The organism is Dehalococcoidales bacterium (assembly GCA_035529395.1).
Taxonomy (GTDB): domain Bacteria; phylum Chloroflexota; class Dehalococcoidia; order Dehalococcoidales; family Fen-1064; genus DUES01.
Map to the genome: position 1 here is coordinate 1 of DATKWT010000120.1, position 6,655 is coordinate 6,655.

Here is a 6,655-nt window from a genome sequence, read left to right on the forward strand (position 1 = left end):
ATGCCTTTACAGTCCCTGTCATTCTAGCAAGCCTATGAAAAACCCTTTCGACCAACCCCCTGACCCCCTTCCTGTCCAGGAAGGGGGGAAAGATTATATCTGGGGGACACCCCCAGACCCCTGCCAGAAGGGGGCGCCCCTCAGAAGGGGCGGAGCCCCTCTGGACTCCCCTTTTTCATTACCCTGTTAGACTCGATCCGGGATACGTGTTTGCCCCCTGGATTCCAGCCTGCGCTGGAATGATATCAACATCCATCATACGTAAAGATATATACGAGACACTACAATAGTGCCCGTAGTATGTCTATATTGGGCCACAATGTACAGGCAAATATCCGGAATACAATAAGGCTGGAAATCCTCCTTTGCGAATCTCCAGCCTTACTTTTTGTCTCGAGAGCGGGTCTCAGTTTCACTCTTCCTTGACTTCAACCTGCCTCCTTTCTTTTGTCCTGGCTGCTCTACACTCCGGTAACTGTCACTGCCTGCTTCGCCCGGGCGGCTCTTGCTTCACGGGCAGTGTGAACAAGACCACCGATAGTCAGATACCAGACGAAAGCTGCCGGGAAGAGGATTATCGGGATTGTCACCACCAGAGCCAGAATTGTTAGTCCTTCCATCATGTTACCTCCTTTTCCTTTCTCTTATCCTCACCTACAGGTTAACACTGGCTATGTGAAACCTGCTTCCGATGGGATACGTATTCCCCGGCCAGCTAATAGCCTATTTTATCAACGCATTCTCTTCGTCTTGTACCTATGCCCGACTGCCTTGAGCCGGCTTAAAATACCTACCGGTAGCGGGTGTGAACCGGGTGGATATGCGTACGCCCGCTGAGGTAACAGCGGGCAACGACTGCAGGTAACACCACATCCTGTATTCTGAAATGACTATCGCCATGGATACTGAGCTTCTCCGAAGCACCGTACGAGTACAGCGCATTGCAAAGTCCCCATCGCCCGGCTATGATAAGAACCATGTATTAATCCCAGAGTGGAGCAAGCCAAGAGTACGCCGATTTCGAGTCCACAGCATTCCACAGTGAGAATATGGTAACCGTACTGTTAGCCATTCTCTGTTCCGTCCTGCTGATAGCCGGTCTGGCTGGCATAGTTTTGCCCATTCTACCCGGGGTTCCTCTGGCATGGCTGGGGTTTTTCGTCTATGCAATCGGCACCGGCTTCGACAGGATTTCCATCACAACAACTGTGGTCTTCTCTATATTAATGGTATTGACACTGGTCCTGGACCTTGTCGCTCCGATGCTGGGGGCCAGTAAATACAAAGCGAGTAAACTCGGCATTTTGGGTTCCTTTGTTGGTCTCATGGCAGGGGTTATTGCGTTTGGTTTCTGGGGAATCATTCTGGGCCCCTTTATCGGTGCGCTCCTGGGAGAATTGGTAGCCAGAAAGCAACCCGAACAGGCATTCAAGTCGGCACTCGGTACCTTGTTTGGCTTCCTGGCGGGGTCTTTAATTAAGATAGTCGTTGTCCTGACCATGGCCGGATTCTTCATTGCGTCTTTGTTCTAGAGAAGACTGAAGGGGCACTCCACAACCGAGACGACTTGTTTCCCGATAGTCAGTCCGGGTAAGCACTCAGGTGTGTAACTGAGAGCAAGGGAATTCCAGCCTGACAGGTGATATAATGACTGGAGACAGGTCAACTCTACAGCGAACACTGATTCAACAAGGGGGTAAAGATATGGCAGGAGTACTCGAGGGTCTCCGTGTACTGGATATGGGGCATGTTGTGGCTGTGCCTGCGGCTGGCGCTACAATGGCCGATTGGGGTGCTGATGTCCTTAAAATAGAGCCGCTCACCGGGGAACTGGCGCGAGGGTTGATAGGAAGATTCATAGAAATGGCGGGTGGCGAGTTCAACTGGTACGTCCAGCTACTGAACAGGAATAAGAAGGGCCTGGCGGTGGACCTCAAGACGGAGCCAGGTAGAGAAATCCTTTACAAACTCGTTCGGAAAGCCGACGTTTTCATGTCCAACTACGAGGCTGGTACCCTCAAGAAGCTCAAAATGGACTACGCAACCCTGAGCCGGCTTAATCCCAGGCTTATCTACGGTATTCTAACCGGCTACGGGACGGTGGGACCGGATAGAAATGAACGAGGCTTTGATTATGCAGCGGCATGGGCTCGCTCGGGAGCAATGTACATGGTAGGCGAGCCGGGTAGCATTCCGCCTCCGCAACGCGGGGGAATGATGGACAGGGTGGTTGGCGCACACATCGTATCCGGTATCATGGCTGCCCTGTTCCACCGGGAGAAGACGGGCGAAGGACAGAAACTGGAGTTCTCTCTGTATCATACCGGCGTATGGACTCTTGCCGAAGACATACAGCCCACTCTGGTGGGTATGCCGCCATCCAAGCATGACCGTACCAACGCACACAATCCGTTGTGGAACAGCTACCGGACCAGGGACGACAGGTGGTTCTGGCTGGCAATGCTGCAACCTGACCCTTCCTGGCCCGATTTCTGTCGGGCTATTGGGAGAGAGGACCTGGAAGACGATGCCCGATTCAACAGTATGGAGGCACGTGCCGAACACTGTGGCGAGTTGATTGGCATTATCGATGAGATTCTCATCACAAAAACAATGAAGCAGTGGGAGAGGATTTTCAGAAAGCACGACTGTATCTACGGACGAGTGGCCTCCCCTACCGAGGTTACCACCGACCCTCAAGCCATAGCCAACGATTTCTTTCCGAACCTGTGTCTTCCTGCCCGGGAGGCGAAGACAGTGGCAACTCCGGTCAAATTCTGCCAGAATCCTGCTTCGGTGAGAGCACCGGCCCCCGAAGTGGGCCAGCACACTGAGGAGATACTTCTTGAACTGGGATACGGATGGGAAGACATTGCCGGGTTGAAAGAGCAGGGGGTTATCCTCTGAGCATCTCCTTCCTGGAGACGCTGAGATACCGCCCCCGTATCGCTTCAGCATATTCCAGCATGCTGCCTCGGGTCATCTCGCCCTCCTCCCGGGTAACACTATTTATGAGGCAACAATACCACTTTCGGTAACACTTATTATGAACCAATTCCCCATCTTTACTAAGAGTACCGAATACCCTATACTGAAAAAACATACTACTTAATACTGAGGTTGAGAAAGCCTCACCGAGGGTAACCAATGCCATCCAGACACGAACTTATCGCGCAACAGAGACGGGAGAAGCTTGACCGCATCCGGGCGCTTGGTATCGACCCCTACCCGGCACGCTACCACCGCAGCCACACCACCCGGGAGGCTGTTTCCCTACTCGAACAGCAGGAGGCTGGCCAGACTCACCAGGACGAGGTCAGCATTGCCGGTCGCATCATGGCCAGGCGGAAGATGGGCAAGAGCGCCTTCTTCGATGTCCATGACGACTCCGGTAAGATACAGCTCCTTTTCAAGAACATAAACCAGTTCAACGAGAAAGACCTGGCACTATTCAATGACCTGGACACCGGCGACATCCTCGGCGCCAGCGGCAAACTACTCCGCACCCGCACCGGCGAGCCGACCGTTGACGTCAAGGGCTTCACCCTGCTTACCAAGTCGCTCCAACCCCTGCCGGAGAAATGGCACGGCCTTACCGACGTTGAGACCCGGTACCGTCAGCGCTACCTGGACCTCATTTCCAACGAAAAGGTCAGGGCTACCTTCCGCATTCGTACTCAGGTCATCAGCGCAATCCGGAGCTTCCTTGACGAACGAGGTTTTCTCGAAGTGGAAACCCCGGTGCTCCTGCCTTCGGCCGGTGGTGCGCCGGCGCAACCCTTCATCACTCATCACAATACCCTGGACCGGGACTTCTTCCTGCGTATCGCCACCGAGCTTCACCTCAAGCGCCTTATCATCGGTGGCTTCGACCGGGTCTATGAGATGGGACGCATCTTCCGTAACGAGGGTATCTCCACCAGGCACAACCCCGAGTTCACCATGCTGGAAAGCTACCAGGCGTATGCCGACTATAACGACGTGATGAGCATTGTCGAGGAGATGGTTTCCACGGTATGCCGGCAGGTCACCGGCGGTTGCGAGGTGCAGTACGGGGAAAACACAATCAACTTCGAACCGCCCTGGCAACGCATCAGCTTGCGCGAAGCCATCGCCCAACACAGTGGTATCGACTTCGTCCAGTACCCGGACGCCCTGCGGCTGGCAGCTAAAATGAAGGAGACTGGCCTTGGGGTCGAGCCGGGCAAAAACTGGGCGCACCTGGTGGACGACCTTCTGACAACATTCGCCGAACCGAAGATGATTCAGCCCACCTTCCTGACCGACTACCCGCTTTCGATGTCACCCCTTGCCAAGACGAAACCCGGACAGGAGCGTGTCGTCGAGCGTTTCGAGGCTTTCGCCGGCGGCATAGAGATTGCCAACGCCTTCTCTGAGCTCAATGACCCCGTCGAGCAGAGGGAACGCTTCCGGCAGCAGCAGAGAGACCAGCAGCCGGACGATGAAGAGGTGGAGGTTATCGACGAGGACTTCCTGCAGGCGCTGGAATACGGAATGCCCCCCACCGGCGGCCTCGGTATGGGCATTGACCGGCTGGTGATGCTGCTCACCAATCAGCAGTCAATCCGCGAGGTGATTCTGTTTCCGCAGTTGAAGGAGAAGTCCTAGGGAAACTCGATTCCCGCACACAACCTGATGATTGTACGGGGAGTCTAAGAGGGGGTGCCCCTCAGAAGGGGCGGTGCCCATCTTGTTTTCAATATCCCCCTCTCCTTCGAAGGAGAGGGGGACTCAGGGGGAGAGGTTGACACAAATCCTCCGAAGGAGAGCCTTATGCTCGACCTGAGATTCATACGGGAAAACCCTGACGTAGTGCGGGAAGCTCTGGCCAACCGCAACGATACCGCACCTATCGACGAAATCCTTGAGCTTGACACCGAGCGCCGCCGGAAGGTGCAGGAACTCGAAGACCTCCGGCGCGCCCGAAAAGAGGTCGCCCGTGACCGCCAGGCAGCCGCCGAGAAGGGTCGGGAGCTTCGCGGCCAGATACATGACCTTGAGGAAACCGTCCGGGGCATCGAGCAGAAGCTGAATGACCTTCTACTCCAGGTGCCCAATATCCCCGATGCTTCGGTACCGGTAGGCAAGGACGAAGCAGATAACATCGTGCTGCGCCAGTGGGGAGAGCCAAAAACATTTGATTTCGACCCCGCACCGCATTGGACCCTGGGTGAGTCCCTGGACATTATCGACTTCGAGCGCGGGGTGAAGCTCTCCGGCTCCCGGTTCTACGTCCTCAAGGGCCTCGGCGCCCGGTTGCAGCGAGCACTGATTGCCTTCATGCTCGACCTCCATACCGGTGAGCACGGCTACCAGGAGATTTACCCGCCTTTCATGGTCAAGCAGGAGTGCATGGTCGGCGCCGGTCAGCTACCCAAGTTCGCCGATAATATCTATCACGACGCCGAGGACGACTACTGGTTCGTCGGTACCGCCGAGATACCGCTGACCAACCTTCACCGCGACGAGATTATTTTACCGGGGATGCTGCCCTTCTACTACGTCGCCTATACCGCCTGCTTCCGCCGCGAGAAGATGTCCGCCGGCAAGGACACCCGTGGCATCAAGCGTGGCCACCAGTTCGACAAGGTGGAGATGTACAAGTTCTGCGAGCCGGATAAATCGGAGGAAGAGCTTGAGAAGATGGTGGCCGACGCGGAAGAGGTCTGCCAGCGGCTGGGACTGACCTACCGGATACTGGAGCTCTGTACCGGGGAGCTAGGTTTTAGCTCCAGCAAGTCCTACGATATCGAGGTCTGGGCACCGGGCTGTGAGGAATGGCTGGAGGTCAGCTCCTGTTCCAACTGCACCGACTTCCAGGGCCGGCGGGCCAACATCCGCTACCGTCCCGCGCCGGACGCCCGGCCGCAGTTCGTCCACACCCTGAACGGCTCCGGGCTGGCCCTGCCACGCATCATGATTGCCGTTATGGAGACCTACCAGCAGCCCGACGGCTCAATCGTGGTGCCGGAGGTGCTGAGAGGGTTTGTGGGGGCGGAGAGGATTACGTGAAGAAGGCTAAGCACGCCCTGGGTTGGTGCCGCTCTCATCCAGCTCTCACCACCATCATAGTCGCCATAGTAGAGATAATTATTGCATCTATATTATGGATGGTCGGTGACTTATCCAAAGATTACACTAATATATCAAGCTATATCCTTTTCTGGGTAATTGTTTTATTCGCAAGCATAGCGGTAGTTAGTTCAATACTAGCGTCTATGATTGCCCACGACTCGCTGGACGCAACGAACAAGGGACTCGAACTGACCAGAGCAAGCGTGCGACCTTTCCTCAATGTGATGTTGACTCTGGCTCGAGATTTCAATCGTGACCGAGCGTATCTATATGCTGAAATCGAGAATACCGGCGACCTGCCGGCTGACGGGACATCAGTAAAGTGTGAATGGTATATACAGGACAATGGCACAATTGAAACGCAGCAATTACGAGAAGAAAAAGAATTTCCTTCCGTAATCTTCCCGAGCGTCAAAACAGGACCTACCTTCCATGTAGAAGAAGCGCAGGTTGACAAAATAGGTGCCCCTGACAGCCGGGTTCGCATATCTGTCAGCTACAAGAACAAGCTTACGCATAAGCTGCATGAGACCCGGAGGACATTCAGGTTCGTCTACGC

The 6,655-nt window shown here is 55.0% G+C and carries 6 protein-coding genes; 5 read left to right on the forward strand and 1 reads right to left on the reverse strand.

All coding sequences use genetic code 11. The annotated features are described in order from the left end of the window. Positions 1-461 precede the first annotated feature (461 nt). A complete protein-coding gene (locus VMW13_07650) occupies positions 462-623 on the reverse strand; it encodes a hypothetical protein (protein HUV44688.1) in 162 nt (53 codons plus the stop codon). A 426-nt stretch (positions 624-1,049) separates the two neighbouring features. Between VMW13_07650 and VMW13_07655 the strand changes: the two genes are divergently transcribed. From VMW13_07655 to VMW13_07675, 5 genes are all read left to right on the forward strand, one after another. After that, complete coding sequence (locus VMW13_07655) at positions 1,050-1,532, forward strand: DUF456 family protein (GenBank protein HUV44689.1); 483 nt, start codon at positions 1,050-1,052, stop codon at positions 1,530-1,532. Between the two features lie 172 nt (positions 1,533-1,704). Then, positions 1,705-2,907 (forward strand): CoA transferase, encoded by a 1,203-nt coding sequence (locus VMW13_07660; GenBank protein HUV44690.1) that lies wholly within the window; start codon positions 1,705-1,707, stop codon positions 2,905-2,907. Positions 2,908-3,147: 240 nt separating this feature from the next. After that, positions 3,148-4,629: a lysine--tRNA ligase gene (gene lysS, locus VMW13_07665; GenBank protein HUV44691.1), complete on the forward strand. Its 1,482-nt coding sequence runs from the start codon at positions 3,148-3,150 to the stop codon at positions 4,627-4,629. 165 nt (positions 4,630-4,794) lie between these two features. Beyond that, entirely contained in the window at positions 4,795-6,033 is a 1,239-nt protein-coding gene (gene serS, locus VMW13_07670) for a serine--tRNA ligase (GenBank protein HUV44692.1), read from the forward strand. Beyond that, positions 6,030-6,655 (forward strand): hypothetical protein (locus VMW13_07675; protein ID HUV44693.1); only part of this gene is annotated, 626 nt, incomplete at its 3' end. The genes serS and VMW13_07675, both read left to right, overlap by 4 nt.